General features: G+C 64.6%; 15 protein-coding genes. 6 read left to right on the forward strand and 9 right to left on the reverse strand.

Annotation, left to right across the window (positions count from 1 at the left end):
• The first annotated feature begins 36 nt into the window (after positions 1-36).
• Positions 37-3,969 carry a phosphoribosylformylglycinamidine synthase gene (gene purL / locus OCT39_RS02850; protein ID WP_263586191.1) on the forward strand — a complete coding sequence of 1,311 codons (3,933 nt, stop codon included), beginning with the start codon at positions 37-39 and terminating at the stop codon, positions 3,967-3,969.
• Between the two features lie 143 nt (positions 3,970-4,112).
• On the opposite strand, the gene OCT39_RS02855 is transcribed toward purL, so the two are convergent.
• Positions 4,113-4,346, reverse strand: coding sequence for a zf-TFIIB domain-containing protein (locus tag OCT39_RS02855; protein ID WP_263586192.1), 234 nt, complete (start codon positions 4,344-4,346; stop codon positions 4,113-4,115).
• 114 nt (positions 4,347-4,460) lie between these two features.
• On the opposite strand from OCT39_RS02855, the gene OCT39_RS02860 reads away from it, so the two are divergent.
• The 4 genes from OCT39_RS02860 to rluB all read left to right on the forward strand — a co-directional run bounded on the left by OCT39_RS02860 (position 4,461) and on the right by rluB (position 9,006).
• Positions 4,461-6,278 (forward strand): DEAD/DEAH box helicase, encoded by a 1,818-nt coding sequence (locus OCT39_RS02860; protein ID WP_263586193.1) that lies wholly within the window; start codon positions 4,461-4,463, stop codon positions 6,276-6,278.
• Positions 6,279-6,345: 67 nt separating this feature from the next.
• Positions 6,346-7,311 carry a segregation and condensation protein A gene (locus OCT39_RS02865; RefSeq protein WP_409335769.1) on the forward strand — a complete coding sequence of 322 codons (966 nt, stop codon included), beginning with the start codon at positions 6,346-6,348 and terminating at the stop codon, positions 7,309-7,311.
• Positions 7,308-8,150, forward strand: a complete 843-nt coding sequence (scpB, locus tag OCT39_RS02870) for an SMC-Scp complex subunit ScpB (protein WP_263586194.1) — start codon at positions 7,308-7,310, stop codon at positions 8,148-8,150. Before OCT39_RS02865 ends, scpB begins: the two co-directional genes overlap by 4 nt.
• Entirely contained in the window at positions 8,137-9,006 is an 870-nt protein-coding gene (gene rluB / locus OCT39_RS02875) for a 23S rRNA pseudouridine(2605) synthase RluB (protein ID WP_263586195.1), read from the forward strand. Before scpB ends, rluB begins: the two co-directional genes overlap by 14 nt.
• A 129-nt stretch (positions 9,007-9,135) precedes the next feature.
• On the opposite strand, the gene OCT39_RS02880 is transcribed toward rluB, so the two are convergent.
• From OCT39_RS02880 to OCT39_RS02915, 8 genes are all read right to left on the reverse strand, one after another.
• The gene (locus OCT39_RS02880; protein WP_263586196.1) at positions 9,136-9,924 is read right to left on the reverse strand and encodes a cyclase family protein; all 789 of its coding nucleotides are present in this window, start codon (positions 9,922-9,924) and stop codon (positions 9,136-9,138) included.
• On the reverse strand, positions 9,921-10,892 hold the full coding sequence (locus OCT39_RS02885) for a fumarylacetoacetate hydrolase family protein (protein WP_263586197.1): 972 nt from the start codon (positions 10,890-10,892) through the stop codon (positions 9,921-9,923). The genes OCT39_RS02880 and OCT39_RS02885 overlap by 4 nt, the downstream gene beginning before the upstream one ends.
• A 1-nt stretch (position 10,893) precedes the next feature.
• Complete coding sequence (locus tag OCT39_RS02890; RefSeq protein WP_263586198.1) at positions 10,894-12,075, reverse strand: alpha/beta hydrolase family protein; 1,182 nt, start codon at positions 12,073-12,075, stop codon at positions 10,894-10,896.
• Between the two features lie 133 nt (positions 12,076-12,208).
• The gene (locus OCT39_RS02895; protein ID WP_263586199.1) at positions 12,209-13,156 is read right to left on the reverse strand and encodes an MBL fold metallo-hydrolase; all 948 of its coding nucleotides are present in this window, start codon (positions 13,154-13,156) and stop codon (positions 12,209-12,211) included.
• A gap of 20 nt (positions 13,157-13,176) precedes the next feature.
• Entirely contained in the window at positions 13,177-14,379 is a 1,203-nt protein-coding gene (locus OCT39_RS02900) for an MFS transporter (RefSeq protein WP_263586200.1), read from the reverse strand.
• Between the two features lie 63 nt (positions 14,380-14,442).
• Positions 14,443-15,576: an FAD-dependent oxidoreductase gene (locus OCT39_RS02905; RefSeq protein WP_263586201.1), complete on the reverse strand. Its 1,134-nt coding sequence runs from the start codon at positions 15,574-15,576 to the stop codon at positions 14,443-14,445.
• Entirely contained in the window at positions 15,576-15,953 is a 378-nt protein-coding gene (locus OCT39_RS02910; RefSeq protein ID WP_263586202.1) for a Rieske (2Fe-2S) protein, read from the reverse strand. Before OCT39_RS02910 ends, OCT39_RS02905 begins: the two co-directional genes overlap by 1 nt.
• Positions 15,950-16,900, reverse strand: coding sequence for a VOC family protein (locus OCT39_RS02915; protein ID WP_263586203.1), 951 nt, complete (start codon positions 16,898-16,900; stop codon positions 15,950-15,952). The genes OCT39_RS02910 and OCT39_RS02915 overlap by 4 nt, the downstream gene beginning before the upstream one ends.
• Before the next feature lie 143 nt (positions 16,901-17,043).
• Between OCT39_RS02915 and OCT39_RS02920 the strand changes: the two genes are divergently transcribed.
• Positions 17,044-17,292: a hypothetical protein gene (locus OCT39_RS02920; RefSeq protein WP_263586204.1), complete on the forward strand. Its 249-nt coding sequence runs from the start codon at positions 17,044-17,046 to the stop codon at positions 17,290-17,292.
• Positions 17,293-17,295: the final 3 nt, after the last annotated feature.

Here is a 17,295-nt window from a genome sequence, read left to right on the forward strand (position 1 = left end):
CCGCTCGAACTCTCTTAGCTTTAGAGGCCCCCAGATATGCTCGAACTGCGAGGCGCGCCCGCCCTTTCTGCCTTCCGTCATGACCGGCTTTTAAAAGCGCTGCGTGAACGCGTTCCCGAAGTGACGGCGCTGGACGCCCACTACGTTCATTTCATCGACTGTGCGGTAGCACTCGACGATACCGCCCGCAGTCGGCTGACCGAGCTTCTGGAGTACGGCAGTTTCACCGCTCAGGAAGCGATCGATAACCCGACCCGCCTGTGGGTGGTGCCGCGTTTGGGCACCCAGTCGCCGTGGTCGACCAAGGCGACCGATATCGCCCATAACTGCGGGCTTGGCGACGTGCGCCGCATCGAGCGCGGCATCGAGTACCAGGTCGGAGGCGAGCGGCTCGACGAGCAGCAGCGGGAAATCATCGCCGCCGAGCTTCATGATCGCATGACCGAAACCGTGCTGTGGGACGACGCCGAGGCGGAAAAGCTTTTCACCCGGCTCGAGCCGGCGCCGCTGGGATCGGTCGATATCCAGCAGGGCGGGCGCGAGGCGCTGGCGGTGGCCAACGACGAGCTCGGGCTGGCGCTGACCGACGACGAGATCGACTACCTGGTCGACGCCTTCGGTGAGCTGGGTCGCAACCCGAGCGACGTCGAGCTGATGATGTTCGCCCAGGCGAACTCCGAGCACTGCCGCCACAAGATCTTCAACGCCGACTGGGTGGTCGATGGCAAGCCTACGCCCCAGTCGCTGTTCAAGATGATCAAGAACACCTTCGCAAGCTCGCCGGACAACGTGCTCTCGGCCTACAGCGACAACGCCGCGGTGATCAAGGGCAGCCAGGCCGGGCGCTTTTTCCCGACGCCTCTGACCGGCGCCGCCGGCGAGCGCGCGCTGTACGGCGCCCATCAGGAGCCGATCCACATTCTGATGAAGGTGGAGACCCATAACCACCCGACGGCGATCGCGCCGTTTCCCGGCGCGGCCACCGGCTCCGGCGGCGAGATTCGCGACGAAGGCGCGACCGGCATCGGCGGCAAGCCCAAGGCGGGCTTGGCCGGCTTCACCGTGTCGAACCTGCGTATTCCCGAGTTCGTCCAGCCCTGGGAGGCGTTCGATTACGGCAAGCCCGAGCGCATGCAGTCGGCGCTTCAAATCATGCTCGACGGCCCGATTGGTGGGGCGGCGTTCAACAACGAGTTCGGCCGCCCGAACCTGACCGGCTATTTCCGCACCTACGAGCAGGATGTGCTTAGCGGTGATGACATCAAGCGCCGGGGCTTTCACAAGCCGATCATGATCGCCGGCGGTTACGGCAACATCCGCGCCCAGCACGTGCAGAAGGGTGATATCCCCATCGGCGGCAAGCTGATCGTGATGGGCGGGCCGGCGATGCTGATCGGGCTTGGCGGCGGCGCGGCATCGAGCGTGACCTCCGGCACCTCGAGTGCGGATCTCGACTTTGCCTCGGTGCAGCGCGAAAACCCGGAAATGGAGCGCCGCGCTCAGGAAGTGATCGACCGCTGCTGGGCGATGGGCGACAAGAACCCGATTCGCTTTATCCACGACGTGGGCGCCGGCGGGCTCTCCAATGCGCTGCCGGAGCTGGTCAAGGACGGCAACCGCGGCGGGCTTTTCGACCTGCGCGCGGTGCCCAACGCCGAGCCCGGCATGAGCCCGCTCGAGATCTGGTGCAACGAAGCCCAGGAGCGCTACGTGCTGGCCGTCGCCCCGGAAGACCTCGACACCTTTGACGCCTTCTGCAAGCGCGAGCGCTGCCCTTACGCGGTGGTCGGCGAGGCGCTCGAGGAGCACCATCTGGAAGTGCGCGACGGCCACTTCGAGAGCAAGCCCGTCAATCTGCCGATGAGCGTACTGTTCGGCAAGGCGCCGAAGATGGAGCGCGCGTTCACCCGCGAGCACCCGGAACTTTCCGGGGTAATGCTCGACAACCTGGATCTGCGCGAGGCGCTGGATCGCGTGCTGCGCCTGCCGGCGGTGGCGTCGAAAAGCTTCTTGATCACCATCGGCGATCGCTCGATCACAGGCCAGGTGGCCCGCGATCAGATGGTCGGCCCCTGGCAGGTGCCGGTGGCAGACGTCGCCGTGACCACGGCCAGTTTCGATACCCACGCCGGTGAAGCGATGGCGATGGGCGAGCGCCCGCCGGTGGCGCTGATCGACCCGGCGGCCAGCGCCCGTTTGGCCGTGGCCGAGACGATCACCAACCTGGCCGCTGCGCCGATCGCCAAGCTCTCCGACATCAAGCTCTCCGCCAACTGGATGAGCGCGGCGGATCGCCCAGGCGAAAACCAGGCGCTGTATGACGCGGTCTACGCCGTCGGCATGGAGCTCTGCCCGGCGCTCGGCATCGCCGTGCCGGTGGGCAAGGACTCGATGTCGATGCACACCGCCTGGCAGGGCGAAAACGCCAAAGGCGAGGCAGAAGAGAAGAGCATCACCTCGCCGCTGTCGCTGATCGCCACCGGCTTTGCCCCGGTGACCGATGCGCTCGCCACCCTCACGCCGCAGATCAACATGGAGCAGGAGGAGTCGGATCTGATCCTGATCGATCTGGGCGGCGGCAAGAATCGCCTGGGCGGCTCGGCGCTGGGCCAGGTGTACGGCCAGCTCGGCGACGAGTGCCCGGACGTCGACGATCCGGAGGACATCAAGGCGTTCTTCGAGGTGATCCAGGGGCTCAACCGTGACGGCAAACTGCTGGCCTACCACGACCGCAGCGATGGCGGGGTGCTGGTCACGCTGCTCGAAATGGCTTTTGCCGCCCACGCGGGCCTGGAGATCAAGCTCGACTGGCTGATCGACGAGCCGGTCGAGGCGTTCAGCGCGCTGTTCTCGGAAGAGCTGGGGGCGGTGATCCAGGTCAACCGAGCGCACACCGAAGAGGTGCTGACCCAGTTCGCCGTGGCCGGTCTCGAAACCTGCGGCGTGATCGCGCGCCCGCGCTACGACGACCAGGTGCGTGTGACGCTGTTCGAAGAGCCGCTACTGGAAACCACGCGCCAGCTGACCCAGCGCACCTGGTCGGAGACCAGCTACCGGATGCAGGCGCTGCGCGACAATCCGGAGTGTGCGAAGAACGAGTTCGACAACCTGATGGACCTGCGCGACCCGGGCCTTTTTGCGGCGCCGAGCTTCGAGGTCGACGAGGACGTGAGCGCCCCTTATGTCAATACCGCCAAGCCCGCGGTGGCGGTGCTGCGCGAGCAGGGCGTCAACGGCCAGGTCGAAATGGCCTGGGCGTTCGACAAGGCCAACTTCGAGGCCGTCGACGTGCACATGAGCGACATTCTCGAAGGGCGGGTGTCGCTCGATGAGTTCAAGGGGCTGGTCGCCTGCGGCGGCTTCTCCTACGGCGACGTGCTGGGTGCCGGCGGCGGCTGGGCGAAGTCGGTGCTGTTCAACGAGCGCGCCCGCGAGCAGTTCCAAGCGTTCTTCACCCGCGATGATACGTTCAGCCTGGGCGTGTGCAACGGCTGCCAGATGCTTTCGCAGCTGAAACCGTTGATTCCCGGTGCCGAAAACTGGCCGGAATTCCTGCGTAACGAGTCCGAGCAGTTCGAGGCGCGGGTGGCCATGGTGCGGGTCGAGAAGAGCCCGTCGATTCTGCTCTCCGGCATGGAGGGCTCGACGCTGCCCATTGCGGTTGCCCACGGCGAAGGCCGCGCGGCGTTTCGCGACAGCGCCCATCTGCGCCAGATGCAGTCATCCAGCCAGATCGCGCTTCGCTACATCGACAACTACGGCCAGGTCACCACGCGCTACCCGGCCAACCCCAACGGCTCGCCTTCGGGCATCACCGGGCTGACCACGCCGGATGGCCGCGTCACCATCATGATGCCTCACCCGGAGCGCGTCACCCGCGCGGTGACCAACTCCTGGCGGCCCGCCGAGTGGCGTGAGGACGGCGCGTGGCTGCGCCTGTTCAGAAACGCCCGCGTCTGGCTGGGCTGATGTCCGGCGTGCGCCCGGGGCCGCGCTAGGCGGCCCCAAATGCGGGTGAAAAAAAGCGGTGGCAGGGAGTCTTTCCTGTCACCGCTTTCGCTTGGGGCACGCGTGCAAGAACGCTACAGAACGGCCTTTGCGTGTCACACGGGCTACTCCTGGGCGCGAAGTTCGGCTGGCTTCTGCCCGGAGGCCGTGGGCACTTCAAGGTCGCTCTCCAGCTCGCTCAGGGTTTTCTGGTAGCGCTTGACCAGCGCTTCGTAGCGGCCAAAGTCATGTCCGCAGTCCATACAGTAAACGTGAACCGAGTCGCGGCGGGTGGCGGGCAAACGCTTCAAGCGGCTACCGCAGCTGGGGCAGTCGGCGCTAAAGTGATTGGTGGGCATATCGCACTCCTTAAACGTCCTGTGTTCCCGGATACTTAAAAAATGTTAAACCATCTCTCCCTGATCGTGTGATTCGCGTTTTTCCAAAAAGTTCAGTAGCAGGCTAACTAGTTGATGGATAACGATCCGGCAGGCGATTCCCCGGTAGACGGCGGTACCGCCTCACTCCCGCAGCTACGTGACTATCAGCGTCAGGCGGTGACGCGGGTCATCGAGCATTTTCGCGCCGGCAGCGACCCGGGCGTGGTGGTGCTGCCCACCGGCAGCGGCAAGTCGCTGGTGATCGCCGAGCTTGCGCGCCTGGCGCGTGGGCGGGTGCTGGTGCTGGCCCATGTGCGCGAGCTGGTCGAGCAGAACCACGCCAAGTACCAGGCCTACGGGCTCCAGGCGGATATCTTCAGTGCCGGGCTCAAGCGCAAGGAGGCGAGCCGCCAGGTGGTGTTCGGCTCCGTGCAGTCGGTGGTGAGAAACCTCGATGCCTTCGAGGATGACAACTTCACCCTGCTGGTGATCGACGAGTGCCACCGGGTGTCGCTGGAAAAGACCTCGAGCTACCGCCAGGTGATCGAGCATCTCCGGCGCCAAAACCCGTCGCTCAAGATTCTCGGGCTGACCGCTACGCCCTATCGGCTGGGGCAGGGCTTTATCTACCACCGCCACTACCACGGCATGGTGCGCGGCGACGCCGAGAGCTTTTTCACCGACTGCGTGTTCGAGCAGCCGCTGCGCCTGATGGTCAAAAAGGGCTATCTCACCCCGCCCGAGCGCCTCGATATGGCGGTTGCTGGCTACGACTTTTCGCGCTTGGTGCCGGCCCAGGGCGGCCAGTTCGCCGAGCGCGCGCTCAACGAGGTGGTGGCCAAAAGCCGCGCCACGCCCGGCATCGTCGAGCAGATCATCGAGCGCGCCCGCGAGCGCCAGGGCGTGATGATCTTCGCCGCCACCGTGGCCCACGCCGAAGAGATCATGGGGTATCTGCCGGACGGTGAGGCGGCGCTGATCACCGGTGAAACGAAGGCACTCGAGCGCGAGCGGCTGATCGATGCGTTCAAGGCGCGCGCGCTCAAGTATCTGGTCAACGTCTCGGTGCTGACCACCGGCTTCGACGCGCCCCACGTCGACGTGATCGCGATTCTGCGCCCCACCGAGTCGGTGAGTCTCTACCAGCAGATCGTGGGTCGCGGGTTGAGATTGTCGCCGGGAAAACACGACTGCCTGGTGCTCGACTACGCCGGCAATCCCTGGAATCTTTACGCCCCGGAAGTGGGCGAGCCGCGCCCGGACAGCGACTCTGAGCCGGTGCAGGTGGTATGCCCGGCCTGCGAACACGCCAACCTGTTCTGGGGCAAGCGTGACGGCGAGTTTGTCATCGAGCACTTTGGGCGGCGTTGCCAGGGCCTGGTCGAAAATGAGGCCGGCAAGCGCGTGCAGTGTGATTTTCGCTTTCGCTTCAAGGTGTGCGATCAGTGCGGCGCCGAGAACGACATCGCCGCAAGGCGCTGCCACGGTTGCCAGACGCTGCTGGTCGACGCCGACGACAAGCTCAAGGACGCGCTGAAGCTGAAAGACGCGAAGGTACTGCGGGTCAGCGGCATGACGCTCGAGGCCACTATCAACGGCCGAGGGCTTCCCCGGCTCAAGATCACCTATTTCGACGAGGACGGGACGAGCTTGAGCGAGTGGTTCGCGCTGGAAACCGCCGCCCAGCGCCACGCCTTCTATCACGCTTTTCTGCATGACCACGCTCGCGCCCCGGGCGTCGAGTGGAAGCCCACGTCTGCCGAGGAGGTGGTCGCCGAGCGTCGTCGGCTGCGCCGTCCAGATTTCGTGGTAGGGCGCAAGGTGGGACGCCACTGGCAGCTGCGCGAGAAGCTCTTCGACTACCAGGGGCGCTACCGCAAGGCCTTCGATGCCGGCGGCGATGTCACCTAAGGCGTGCGCTGTTACACTGGCGCCTGATTGAACCACCGCCTTTGTGCCAACAAGGAACGCCACCCGCGTGAGCGAAACGCTGGAGCCCGACAACGAGATCGAATCCGCCCTCGACGAGCCGGTGGTAGAGGCGCTTGGGCGGCTGTTCGACGAGCCGATCACCCAATTGCCCGAGGATCTCTACATTCCGCCGGAGGCGCTGCGGGTGTTTTTAGAGGCCTTCGAGGGGCCGCTGGATCTGCTCTTGTACCTGATTCGTCGCCAGAACCTGGACATTCTCACGGTCAACGTTGCCGCCATCACCCATCAGTACATCGAGTACGTGGAGCTGATGAAGGCGATGCAGATCGAGCTTGCCGGCGAGTATCTGCTGATGGCCGCGATGCTCGCCGAGATCAAGTCGCGCACGCTGTTGCCGCGCCCGCCGAAGGAGGAGGGCGAGGAGGAAGAGGACCCGCGTGCCGAGCTGATTCGCCGGCTGCAGGAGTACGAGCGCTTGAAGGAGGCCGCCGAGACGCTGGATACGCTGCCGCGGGTGGGGCGCGACTGGTTCAGTGCTCAGGCGGGCCTGCCGCCGATCGAAACCCGGGTGATCCACCCGGACGTCGAGCTCGATGAGCTGCTCGGCGCGCTCTCGGGGATTCTCAAGCGTGCCGAGCTGACCCAAAGCCACCAGGTGAGCCGCGAGGTGCTCTCGACCCGCGAGCGGATGCTCAAGATCATGGAGGTGCTCGCAAGCGACGACGCCCAGGGGCGCTACACGCCGTTTGAAGCGCTTTTTACCCTGGAGGAGGGGCGCGGCGGCGTGGTGGTCACCTTCATGGCGATCCTCGAGCTTGCCAAGGAGGCGATGATCGAGATCGTGCAGAACGCCCCGCTCTCGCCGATTCACGTGCGCGCCCGGCCAGCCGCGCTGGCCGATGACGAAAGCGCCTTCGAGCTCGAGGAGGACGAAAGCGACGCCTTCGAGGATGCCGAGGCCACCTTCGGTGCCGACGACGACCCTTTGGATACCGGTGAGAACGAGCCGTGAGTACGACCCTGACGAACAGCACCTTTGGTAAAAGCACGACGCTGGACGAGATTCTCGAGGCGGCGCTACTGGCCGCCGGCGAGCCGCTGAGCCTGGAGCGGCTGGAGACCCTGTTTCTCGACGGCGAAAGCCCCGGGCCCAAAACGCTTCGCGAGGCGCTCGGGCGTCTTTCCGAGCGCCACGAGGCCGGGGCGCTGGAGCTGGTCGAAACCGCCTCGGGCTTTCAACTGCGTATTCGCCCGCGCCTTTCTCAGTGGGTCTCCAGGCTTTGGGACGAGCGGCCCCAGCGCTACTCCCGGGCGCTTCTGGAGACGCTGGCGCTGATCGCCTACCGCCAGCCGGTCTCGCGCGGCGACATCGAGGAAGTGCGCGGGGTGAGCGTATCGAGTTCGATCATGCGCACGCTGATGGAGCGCGGCTGGATTCGCGTCGTCGGTCATCGCGACGTGCCGGGCCGCCCGGCGGTGTACGCCACGACGAGAAGTTTTCTCGACGATTTCGGCCTGAAAACGCTGGACGCGCTGCCGCCGATGCACGAACTGACCAGCCAAAAAGAGCTCGATATCGATGACCAGGCGCCTGCGACGCACGACGACGTGGAATCTTCATCGGCCGAAGCGGTCGAGACACTGGACGAACGCGCCGAAACCGGGCAGGATGCGCCCCCCGATACGGGCGACGCTTCTCTAGAAGACGACGCCCACCCCCACGCCGAGACGGCGTTAACCCTGCCGCTGAGCTTTGCCGATCTTGAGGCGCGGCTCGCGGCGCGCGCGGCGGAAAAACGTGACCCGCCCGCGTCGACAGACAAGAGGTCCGACGACCATGAGCCAGAATAAGCAAACCCCACCCCCCGGTAGCGAAAAGCTGCAGAAAGTGCTGGCCCGCGCCGGCTTCGGCTCGCGCCGCGAGATGGAAACCGTGATCAGCGATGGCCGCGTCAAGGTCAACGGTCAGGTCGCCAAGCTCGGCGACCGGGTCGAGGAGCGCGACAAGGTCAGCTTCGACGACCGCCCGGTGTCGCTGCGCCCGGAGGCCGAGGTGCCCAGGCGCGTGCTAATGTACAACAAGCCCGAAGGCGAGCTCTGCACGCGCAAGGACCCGGAAGGTCGACGCACGGTGTTCGAGCGCCTGCCGCGCCTGAAAGGCGAACGCTGGATCGCGATCGGGCGCCTGGATATCAATACCAGCGGCCTTCTGCTGTTCACCACCGACGGTGAGCTCGCCAACCGCCTGATGCACCCCTCTACCCAGGTCGAGCGCGAGTACGCCGTGCGCGTCATGGGTGAGGTGAAGCAGGAGCACATCAAGGCGATGGTCGACGGCGTCATGCTCGAGGACGGCCCGGCGCGCTTTACCGACGTGCAGGAGTTCGGCGGTGAAGGGATCAACACGTGGTTTCACGTGGTGATCATGGAGGGCCGCAACCGCGAGGTGAGAAGGCTCTGGGAGTCGCAAAACCTGACCGTGAGCCGCCTGAAGCGCGTGCGCTACGGCAACATCTTCCTCGACAAGCGGGCCAAGGCCGGCGAGTGGATCGAGCTCAGCCAGGACGAGATCGACGATTTGGCCACGCTTGCCCAGCTCGAAGCACGCAAGGTGCCCGAGCTCACCCCGGACGAGAAGAACCGCTGGAGCCGCGACAAGCACAAGCGCCGCCCGGTGCAGGCGATGCGCAAGCCCAAGCGGCGCTAAGCGCGACCTGATTCTCGAACAGCCCGGCCCTCTTCGCGTTTACTACTCGCTGCGAAGAGGGCCGGGCTTTTTTATCGAAAGGAGTCGATGATGGTCTTTTTCCAGCGTGTGGCGATCATCCTCTATTGGCTATGAGTCCTGAGCCTGGTTCGCGAAGAGGGCCACCGGGCGGCACCAGCCGGCCGAGCCGCGAGCGACCTTGACCGGGAAGCAGATCACCTCGAAGCCGGTATCCGGCAGCAGGTCGAGATTAGCAAGCTTCTCCATGTGGCAATATACGGTATCGGCCCCGGCCTTGTGGCCTTCCCAGAAAAGCTCCCACTGGCCGGTCGCCCTGGCCTTCTCGGCCACTGCCTTGAGCGGTGCGTCCCAGCTCCAGGCATCGGTCCCACAGACTTTCATGCCGCGCTCGGTCAGCCAAAGTGTCGCCTCGCGGCCGATGCCGCAGCCGGCGGCGACATAGCCGGGCTGGCCGTAAAGCGCACCGGCGCTTGTGTTGACCAGCACGATGTCACCGGGCTGTAGCGTGTGGCCGATGCGGGCGAACTCGGCCTCCATCTCGGCGGCGCTCACTACGTGGCCATTAGGCAGGTGACGAAAGTCGAGTTTCACGCCCGGCCCCATGCACCATTCCAGCGGCACCTCGTCGATGGTGATGGCGCGTTCGCCCTTGTTCATGGTGGGGTGATAGTGCCAGGGCGCGTCGAGATGGGTGCCGTTATGGGTGGACAGTTTCAGCCGTTCGACCGCCGCTCCCGCGCCATCCCGCTGGTGCTCGACGGGGATGCCGAACATCTGCGCGTATTCGCGCGCACCGCCCTCGTGATCCATGTACTCGATTGCTGGGCCCATGCCCGGCGGGTCCGCGGGCACCTCGTCGGTAAGCGTGACCGAAAGGTCGATGATTCTGCGGCTCATGTCCGTCCTCCCTTGATGACCTTCTGGTCGATAGCCCCGAAAAGCGGCGTCTGGTCGCGGCTGCGGCACTCCATGGCAACGCGATCACCGAACCCCATGAAGGGCGTGCTCGGCGCACCCTCATCCAGCAGTTCGATCGCCCGGCGTTCGGCCAGGCAAGACGAGCCGACCTCGCGGTAGTTGTCGTTGGAAACGGTGCCCGAGCCGAGCACCGTTCCGGCCACCAGATCGCGCGAATGCGCGGCATGGGCGAGCAGTTCGTCAAAACCGTAGCTCATTGGGTAACCCTCGGCATGGCCGAAGGAGGCGCCATTGAGCGTGACCGTCAGAGGCAGGTCGACCCGCGCGTCGCGCCAGGCCTCGCCCAGCTCGTCAGGCGTGAGAGCGACCGGCGCAACGGCGCAAGCTGGCTTGGCCTGAACCCAGCCAAAGCCGGTTTTCATCTCGATGGGCGCCAAGCGGCGCAGCGACCAGTCGTTGATCTGCACCACCAGCCGGATGCGTGCGGCGGCCTCGGCAGGTGTGCTGCCCATCGGGACGGCATCGCAGATCACCCCAAATTCGCCTTCGAAGTCGATGCCGTCCTCTTCGGAAGGCAGCGGGATGTCGTCGGTGCCCCCATAAAAGCGGTCGGACATTCCCTGATACATCAATGGCCGACCCTTGGGGTTGGGATCGAGGCCGAAAACCTTCTGCATCAGATCGCCGTGGCTGTCGTAAGCCGAGCCGTCGAGCCATTGCCACGCGCGGGGCAGGGGCGCACGAGCGGCGGTGGGATCGAAAGGCGCGCCGCCTCCCTCGTTCAGCGCCGCGTATTGCGCCTCAAGCGCAGGCGAATGTGCGTCCCAGTTCTCCATGAGGGAAAGCAGCGTTTGCACCCCCTCGGCGGGGATGCAGCGGGCGTTGTCACGGGAGACGAGGTGCAGTCTTCCGTCGGGGCTGCCATCGGGCAGGGTGGCGAAACGCATGTCAACTCTCCATGCCCGTGGTTGCCGAAAGCCTCCCGCCGAGGGTCTGGGCGAACCAGTCTGCGATGAAGTTGCGGCCGTAGGTCATGTTGTCCGCGCCAACATGCTCGACCCCGCCCTCGCGGTCGGTGAAGATCTTCAGCTCGCGACGGGGCGAATTGACCAGTTGATCGTAGCTCTGGTGTGCGTAATCGAGCGCGATCTGCCGGTCGTTAGCACCGTGGGTGACGAGGAAGGGCACCTTGATCTTCTCCATCTGCCCATCGAGGCAGAAGCCAGACGCCTTGGTGAGGAAAGTGTCCATGTCGTCGGTGCCGAATACCCACATCACGTGGTTCCAGTAGTGCGGCACCGGGTTCTCGCCTTCGCGCTTGAGGCGCTTCTGCTGCACTTCGGCCCAGTTGTGGTTCGCGCCCCAGACCGCGCCAGAGGCGTAGCGCGGTTCGTTGGCGCAGACTCGCGGCGCATAGTAGCCGCCAAGCGAGATGCCGGTGATGCCGATACGGTCCGCGTCCACGTCAGCGCGCGCGGCCAGCCATTCGTAGATCGGCGTGCCCCATTTTTCGCTGTCGTAATGCGCGGGCAGATCCTGTAGGCGCAGGCTCTCGCCGGTGCCGGGCTGGTCGACGCAGAGCGTTGCAATGCCGCGCTTGGCCAGCTCGTGCGGAAGGAACGACCAGTAGAGCAGCTCCTTGCAGCTATCGAGTCCATTAAGATAAACCACCGCCGGTGCCGGGCCAGAGACGCCTTGCGCCGGCGTGTAGAGCACCGGGATGACCTTATCGCCATAGGGAATTTCAAAGCGCTGCACATTCTCGCCAGACTGCCGGGTGCCTTTCAGGAAGTTCTCAAGCCCCTTCTTGTAGGTCACCATACGCTCAGGGTCGCCCTGGCCCTGCATGCGCTCTGCAAGGATGTAGTAAAGCGCCGCGCGCTTGCGCTTGTCCCCGGCCGAGAAGAGCTTGCCCTCGGCTTCCTCTTCATCGGCGATGGCGCTCAGCTTGTCGGCGACCCGCACCCATTCGACCATGAAATCCTGGGTTCCCGCGTCCGCGCCATCCTTCGCCTTCTCGAGCAGCGGCTGGCACATGTCCATGATTTCACCGATCTCCGCGCCCGAGGCGAGCGCGATGGAAACCGTAAGGTTCCAGACATAGTTTGGAAAATAGTCGAACATGGCCATGGATAAGCTCCTTGATGTGTCGCAGTAAGCGGGCGCTTTGCCCTTCGGGCCGAAAAGTAGACACGACCCCAATATTCGGAAAATGGAAAAGCATGATCCCAGCCATTCACGGCGTGAATGACCGGGCAGGAGGTCAGAAGTCCTGCAGGTCTTCGGCGATGGCAATTTCACCGTCGAAACCGGCGCGGATCTGTTCAATCCAACCTTCGGTCTGCTCTTGCGTGATATGAGCGCCGGCCACGAGGTGCGTGGCGACGACGCTGGACACCCCCGCCTCCGCGGCCATGCGGCCGACCTGCTCGGGGCTGACATGGTGTTCGGCAAGGTGCCATTCGATCTCTTCGAGCAGGTGTTCGGGCGCGCTGCGACGCACGTTCTCCATCACCGCGGGCAGATCGATCAATTCGGAGACCAGCAGATCCGCATCCTTGGCCAGAGCGATCACCTCCTCGGACCAGCCGGTGTCGCCGGTATAGACGATCGACCGATCCGGCGTGTCGAAGCGGAAGGAGAGCGACTCGTATTTGTCTTCGAGGTCGGACCCGTCGGGGAAGCTGTAATGCGCGTTCTTCGCCACGGTCACCGTCACGTCACCAAGCTCCAGGGTGTCGCCGTCGCGGATCTCGCGCACCTGCACCAGTTGCTCGGGGGTCATGATCTCGGCATCCTCCATGCCGTAGGCGGCTTCCATCGCCGGTCCCATGCCTTCGACAATGCCGTTGATCAGCGCGGCGGTGCCCGGCGGTCCGTAGATCATCACGGGCTTGGCCGGGTTGGTCTGGAAGCGCAGGCCAAGCACTGCCAGCAGCCCGCCGGCATGGTCGAAATGAAGGTGGCTGAGCAGAACGTCGTCGATATCGCCCATGCGCACACGTTTCGCTGCAAGACGGATCGACAGGCCGTCGCCGGCGTCGACCACGATGTTGCGGCCATTGACCTGCAGCAGGTTGGCGGGCTGCGAACGCTCGGCGCTGACGATCGGACCTCCGCCGCTGCCGAGCACGGTAAAGGTGGTTTCGGCTGCCGCGGGCAACGCTGTCAACGCGGTAAGAGCCAGCGCGGTTGCAGTACGCTTGATCATGTCCGGGTTCCCCTTCTTGGTCACGAACCCGCCAAAGCGGCGGATTTTGTTGTTTTCGGTAGGCCCTGCGCGCGGGTGCCGCGGGCAAAGCAGGTAACAGAGAGTGCGGCGACGATCACCGCGGTCACGCCGAGCGCGCCGATGCCAAAGCTTTCCATCAGGATGCCACCGATGATGGGACCGAGCGCCGAGCCGGTCATCAGCATCGCCGGGGTCGCGGCTACGGCGCGGCCCGTTGGGTCCATGCGCGCCAGCAGGCCGAAGGCAAAGGTGTGGGTGAAGATTTGGACCGCCACAAAGAACGCGGCGACCGGCGCCCATACGGTCAGCACCGTGGCAAAGGTCAGAACCAGCGCAAAAGTGGCCTGGACGACCGGCCCGGCCAGCACGACGCTGCGTGCCGAGAGGCGCTTTTCCAACAGTGCGGCGAGCGGCGCCGGGCCGACGAAGTTCACGATGCCGAGGGCGATCAGCGTGCCAACGATGGCTTGCGGGGCGAAGTTGCGAGCATTGCCGATGACCTCGACGAACGAAAAGACCATCGCCTGGTTGAAGGTCATCAGGCTGACACCCGCCACCACGGCAAGCACACCTGCGGCGAAAGGTGCACGGCTCGTTACGCCCTTTGCATGCCCCGCCACATTGGGAAATGCCAGCAACATGGCCAGTGCCGCCAACGCCATGATCGCGCCGAAGGTGTAGAACAGAATCTGTCCGCCGTGCAGCGCCAGCAGTTGCGGCACCGCGGCCATGTAGATCACCCCGAAGAGGCCTAGCCCTGCGCCCGCGAAGGCGAACAGCCGGTGCGGGTTGGCCGCCCGGCCCATGCTGCCGTGCACGAGGCTAAGCGCCATGCCGGTAGCGATCCCGCCCAGCAGATGCAGTACGGCCAGCGGAACAAAACCGGTTTGTCCAGCAGCCAGCAAAAAGGCCAGCGCCGAAAGCGCGTAGCCTGTCACCGCCAGCGCCTTACGTGGCAGCCGGTTGAAGTTGCGCGCGGTCAGAACACTTGCGATCACCGCGCCGATCAGGAACAGCGTCACCAGCGCCCCGGCCTCGCGCGGACCGAAGCCGAAACGCACGATTAGTGCACCCACCCAGACCGGCAGCGCCACCAGATCGATCAGACCCGCACAATGCCCGACGATCAGCGCGATAGCCCCGGTTTTGCCCAATTCTCCCTTCGTCGGAACAGACCCGGCGTGTAGTTGTGTTTCCGTCATATGTTCATCCCCCCTCTAGTGGGCCGACCTTGTGCCCCTGATTGTTATGTTATCGCGGCAGGTTCAGACCGGCTCGCCAAGAGCCATCATCGAGCGGCTCATGATGTTGTTGTGTTCCTTCTGGTCGCCGCCGGTGATTTCGATTTCCGACAGGCGAGCCGAGTTGTGGACGACCATGCTGCAGCGGTCCCAACGGCGCGATTCATGCGCGGTGAAGGCCTCTGCCACGGTATCTGCGCGCAGCAGCTGCTCGGCGATCACCAGCCCATCCTCCATCCCGATGCAGGCGCCGGCACCGAGATGTGGCGTGGTGGCATGCACGGCATCGCCAATCAGCATGACCCGGCCGGCGTGCCAGGGCTGCGGCAGCAGCATCTTTTCGAGCGGGCGGTAGATCAGCTTGCTTTCTTCGCTCAGACCTTCCTTCACCGCGGTGAGGGTCGGCGAGGGGAACTGATCGAGCAGGGCGATCATCTGTGGCAACAGCTCGGATTCCTCGACCCAGTCATTGGTCGGGCGGTCCTCGGTGACGAACATGTACGAGCGGCCTGCGGAAACCGGATTGATCCCAACCTTGAGCCCCTTGCCAAGCCACATGTTGATGGTCTCGATGCCTTCGGGCGTGGCCATCTCGGCGCGCCAGACCGCCTGCCCGACATATTCGGGCTGCGGCGCCTCCGGCATCAGCGTGGCGCGGGTCTTGGAATAGAGCCCGTCGGCGCCGATCACCGCATCGTAGCGCGCCCGGGTGCCGTCGGTGAAAGTGACGTCCACACCCAGCTCATCCTGCGTGATCGTTTCGAAACTGCAGCCAAGCTTCACCGAAACACCCGCCGCGCGGGTGGCATCGGCGAGGATCGCGGCCAGCGCCGGGCGCATGATGGCGGCATTGCCGGGCAGGCCGGTGCCGGGCATTGGCGGGGTAGGGATCGTGACGATCACCTGATCGTTATGCGGCATGCGTACGACCAGCCCGTCGGTCGCAGCCCCGGTCGCCTTGAAGGCCTCAAGAATGCCGAGTTCGGCGAAGACCCGCAGGGTCGCGCCGTGCAGGCTGATCCCCGCGCCATAGCTGCGCCAACCGGCGTCGATCTCGACGAGGTCGGTCTCGATGCCTCCGCGTGCCAGCATAATTGCCGCGGACATGCCGGAAAATCCGCCGCCGATCACCAATACCTTCTTTGCCGCTGCCATCATCAGCCCTCCTGTTCTGAGCGTCCGGCGACCTGCGCCGGAACGCTGATGAACCCGTCCAAAGCCTCGCTGAGAGGCACACGGGTCAGTTTTCGTCCCAGGCAGGGACCGGACACGCAGGCCCCCGTCTCGATGTTAAAAAGTGCTCCATGGGCATGGCAGGCCAGATGTGTGCCCTCGCCATTGAGATAGGCGTCCTTGCGCCAAGCCATGGGCGTGCCGCCGCGGTAGTGCGGACAGGAATCCATGTACCCATATAGCTGCCCGTTGCGCTTCACCACGATGACGTTGCGAGGGGCGTCGGGCAGGGGCAGAAAGCCGCGGGCCGCGCCCTCGGGCACGTCATCCCGGTGGCACAGGATTAGCTGTCTGTCGCTCATGGCTTGCCGGAACCGCCTTCGGGCCCGCCGCCGGGCGCCCATTTCTCGCGCCATTGGAGCAGGAACATCTGGCTCGCCTCGGGGCCATTCGGCGCCTCGCGTGCGACCCAGCTGTCGTCATGCTTGTCCATGTCGGCGTCGTATTCGAAATGCACACCGAGCGGACTGTTGAAGTACCAGAACCAGTTGGAGCCGAACTTGTGGCGGCCCGGCCCCCAGAAGGTCTGGTAGCCCTTTCGCACGAAGCGGTCGCCCGCCACCATCAGCTCGGTTGGTCCGCCCATGTGGAAGGCAAGATGCTCGCAGCCTTGCATGTAGGCAGGCGTGCGGATGAAAAAGAGCGTGTGGTGATCGTCGTTGGACGCCGGGCGTAGGAAGGGGCCGGCGCCGGTCAGCACGTCGGTGATGACAAAGCCGAGGCGGTCGCAGAAGAAGTGGACCAGCTTGTCGATGTCGGGCACGAAGAGCACCACGTGGCTCAGCGTACGTGGCAGGGCGGCCATGTCGTCGGTGACGCCAAGCTCGTTCGCCGCGCGCTGCGCCGGGGCACCAGGGGCGTTGATCTTCTCTGCGGGCATCGAGAGCGCGCGGCGGATAGTCACCTGGAAGCGCAACTCGAAGCCGAGGTCATCCTTGAACTCGAGCGCGCCGTCCGCGAGCCGCGTCACGCGGCGGTCCTTGGACATCTCGGCCTCGATCTCGTCGAGAGCCGCGTTGTCTTCAACGCCATAGACCTGCTGGCGCAGCATGTTCTTCGTCTCGAGCGGCGCGGGCAGCCTGGGGTCGTCCTTGGTGCGAATGATGACGCCGGTACCGTCCAGCGTCTCAAAGAGCCAGCCGGTCGCGTCGAGCTGAATCGGCTTCAGGCCGAAATCGGAAAGGTAGGTCTTCGATCCTTCAAGATCGTCTACCCCAAACACCAGATAATCGGGTCCCACGATACGCATGGTCAGCCTCCTTTGTTCGCTGGCACCTGTTTCTGGTCAGGTGCGAATTATGTTTGGCGAGTATGTGGCTTGGGCTGAGGTATTAAAAAATTGCTTCGATAAATAGATGACATTCATGCGGTAAATTGGGGGAGGGAGACTGAATGCGTTTCAACAAGCTCAACATGAGCCTATTGGCGGCGCTGATTCAGCGCAGGCTCGCCGAGCCAGAGGTTGCGCAGGGTGGGCTGGCGACCAAGCCTGCCCGCTTCGACTTTCCGGCGGGGCAGAGCATCCGCTGGCAGTCGCACCCCAGTAGCGATCCCGTACTGGCTTGGCTGCGGGGGTTAATACACTATTGCGTGCTGCCCTTTCGGATGACACGAGTATCCGCGCATTTACCGGGTGAATAGCTA

Source organism: Halomonas sp. GD1P12 (assembly GCF_025725645.1).
GTDB lineage: Bacteria > Pseudomonadota > Gammaproteobacteria > Pseudomonadales > Halomonadaceae > Vreelandella.

Coding starts and splice junctions, on each gene's coding strand:
- OCT39_RS02855 (WP_263586192.1), bottom strand. CDS start 4,346: ATGCCCACCAATCACTTTAGCGCCGACTGCCCCAGCTGCGGTAGCCGC.
- OCT39_RS02920 (WP_263586204.1), top strand. CDS start 17,044: ATGCGTTTCAACAAGCTCAACATGAGCCTATTGGCGGCGCTGATTCAG.
- OCT39_RS02910 (WP_263586202.1), bottom strand. CDS start 15,953: ATGAGCGACAGACAGCTAATCCTGTGCCACCGGGATGACGTGCCCGAG.
- purL (WP_263586191.1), top strand. CDS start 37: ATGCTCGAACTGCGAGGCGCGCCCGCCCTTTCTGCCTTCCGTCATGAC.
- OCT39_RS02915 (WP_263586203.1), bottom strand. CDS start 16,900: ATGCGTATCGTGGGACCCGATTATCTGGTGTTTGGGGTAGACGATCTT.
- OCT39_RS02890 (WP_263586198.1), bottom strand. CDS start 12,075: ATGGCCATGTTCGACTATTTTCCAAACTATGTCTGGAACCTTACGGTT.
- OCT39_RS02885 (WP_263586197.1), bottom strand. CDS start 10,892: ATGCGTTTCGCCACCCTGCCCGATGGCAGCCCCGACGGAAGACTGCAC.
- OCT39_RS02880 (WP_263586196.1), bottom strand. CDS start 9,924: ATGAGCCGCAGAATCATCGACCTTTCGGTCACGCTTACCGACGAGGTG.
- OCT39_RS02905 (WP_263586201.1), bottom strand. CDS start 15,576: ATGATGGCAGCGGCAAAGAAGGTATTGGTGATCGGCGGCGGATTTTCC.
- OCT39_RS02895 (WP_263586199.1), bottom strand. CDS start 13,156: ATGATCAAGCGTACTGCAACCGCGCTGGCTCTTACCGCGTTGACAGCG.
- rluB (WP_263586195.1), top strand. CDS start 8,137: ATGAGCCAGAATAAGCAAACCCCACCCCCCGGTAGCGAAAAGCTGCAG.
- OCT39_RS02900 (WP_263586200.1), bottom strand. CDS start 14,379: ATGACGGAAACACAACTACACGCCGGGTCTGTTCCGACGAAGGGAGAA.
- OCT39_RS02860 (WP_263586193.1), top strand. CDS start 4,461: ATGGATAACGATCCGGCAGGCGATTCCCCGGTAGACGGCGGTACCGCC.